We start from the raw sequence: 2,481 nt of genomic DNA, 5'->3' as shown, positions 1-2,481 counted from the left end.
GAACCATTCTGTTTAGAAAGATTAGTTTAATCAAAAATGTATAACTTTTGTTCAGTTACTGAACTTTGTTTAAATGATGAGATCAAAAGCCATTGCCGATTTACTTTTCTCGAAGAATTTATCAGCAAATAAAGCCTAGAGTGCTATGGCTGAGCATGAGTTATTGGTACTCTATAGGGATATAACCCCAAGCGATTTTGGGTACTCCGATCCCAAGGCGGATTGGACTTTTTCTATTTTAGCGGCACATTTTTACGCGGCTATATTCAGTATTACACCCATATAAGAATATGGAAAAGTTGGTGAGATAATGCAATTAAGTGCCAGTTGGCTAGCACAGTGGTTAGTGCAGGGTGATTATTACAGTATTGCTTTGGATGACAACTCCTTGGTATTAGATAGCCAAGTGGGTTCTGAAGTGATCTCATTCGATGATTGGGATGGCTCAATTGAAATTCACCGCGGCGTATTATGGGGAGCGTTAGAGCTTACCTCTTCCGATCAACAATATTGTTGGACTGTTCATGGCTTGCCATGGGGTGAATGTAAACCGTTTGCAGCTTTCCTTATCCGAACTTATCAAGATTGGGCGAGAAATCGTGTCGATAAACTTGATTCAGTACTGCCTGAAATTCTCCAGCGTATTGGCAAGTTCTCATCGCAACCGGGGTATTTACGTAGTTCTGAACATGAATCTTTACATCAGTTTTTACATCAATCTCTGGCAGAAACGGATTTAACGCCCGAGCTTGCTGCCTCATTCCGTCCTCGTAGTTTTGAAAAAATCTCACCTTGGTTAGAAGAACATCAAGATTGGGTTGAAGAGCACAATACGAAGTGGATTCAACAACAATCTGAGAAGTGGGGCTCATGGTTTGATAGTTTTGAAAGCTCACCATTAAATGACTCACAACGTGAAGCAGCGTTAATTAACGAAGATCACAACCTTGTATTAGCAGGTGCAGGTACAGGTAAAACAAGTGTATTAGTGGCACGTGCAGGTTACTTGATTGCGAGTCAGCAAGCGGTACCTGAAGATATTCTAATGTTGGCTTTCGGTCGTAAAGCAGCAGAAGAGATGTCTGAGCGTATGCGTGAGAAAGTCAGCGATCGCGTTAAAGTGGCGACTTTCCACAGCTTAGGTTCGCAGATCATTACCGAAGTTGAAGGTGAAAAGCCAAACGTTGCTGCGGTTACTCTTGATCCTCGTGTTCGTGCTGCTTGGATTGCACGTATGCTGATTGAGCAGTGGAACAAAACGGAATCAGCGAAGAAGTGGCAGCGTCACTTAACGCAATGGCGTGTTCCGGGTTTCAGTAAAGAAAACTCAATGGAGCAGCAGGCTGAGAACGAGCAGTTACAAGCTTGGGTTTGGCGTCATATCGAGTTGCTTGGTCAATCAAGTCTTGGTAAAGAAGCGCTTATCGAAGAGATCCAAAATAACAATAACCCTGCGATGCGTCCTCGTATGAAGAGTGAGCTGGAGTTATTGTGGCCGTGTTATCAAGCATACCTTCAGCACTTAAAAGTGAAGAAGCAAATTGATTTTAACTGCATGATTGATGTGGCAACCAAGTATGTGAAAGAAGGTAAGTTTACTTCACCTTGGCGCTTTATCATGGTTGATGAATACCAAGATATTTCACCGCAGCGTTTAGCACTAATTGAAGCGTTATGTGAGCAGCAAGTCGCAGGTCAATCAACTCCAACGCTGTTTGCTGTAGGCGATGATTGGCAGGCAATTTACCGTTTTGCGGGAGCCGATGTTAATCTAACAACAGATTTTGAAGGTCGTTTTGGTTCATCTCATATTACTGAGTTATCAACGACATATCGCTTTAATAGCATGATTGGCGAAGTGGCAAACTTGTTTATTCAACAAAACCCAAGCCAAATCAAAAAGGATCTCACTAGTTTTACTAAACAAAGTAAGAAAGCGGTAACCTTGTTAGATAGCGACTTAATGCTGCAAGATCTAACACGTTTAGCCAAACTTTATGAAAATAAAGAAACAAGCGTGTTGATCTTAGGTCGTAATAATAAACAGCGACCAGCGAAGTTTGATGAATGGCAAGCACAATGGCCGCAATTGAACTTGGAATACATGACGTGTCATGCAAGTAAAGGTCGTGAAGCGGATTATGTGTTCATTGTTGATGTGAACAAAGGTATTTTCCCATCACCTGATCGTGAAACGGGCTTGGCGGCAGTGATGCAGCCACGTACTGAGAACTACACTGATGCAGAAGAGCGTCGTTTGTTCTATGTTGCCTTAACGCGTGCTCGTAAACATGTTTGGGTTTGTGCAAATTCACACAATACTTCTTCGTTTATCAATGAATTAATTGATGATAAGTATCCAGTGAATAACAAGATAAAACGTTACAAATAATATAAAGCCGACCATGTGATGTGACCCCATAAAGTTGGACATTTCGGTTAAGCGGCTTGTAAGGCCTGATTTCGATATTCAATCGGAGT

General features: G+C 41.8%; 1 protein-coding gene. It reads left to right on the top strand.

What is annotated here, in order from left to right:
* Window positions 1-310 precede the first annotated feature (310 nt).
* A complete protein-coding gene (gene helD / locus E5A76_RS07075; protein ID WP_161118502.1) occupies window positions 311-2,392 on the top strand; it encodes a DNA helicase IV in 2,082 nt (693 codons plus the stop codon).
* The last annotated feature ends 89 nt before the right edge of the window (window positions 2,393-2,481 follow it).

It is taken from the genome of Photobacterium lucens, assembly GCF_009873615.1.
In the GTDB taxonomy this organism is placed as follows: Bacteria; Pseudomonadota; Gammaproteobacteria; order Enterobacterales; family Vibrionaceae; genus Photobacterium; species Photobacterium lucens.
This window is presented reverse-complemented; position numbering and strand designations above follow the sequence as displayed.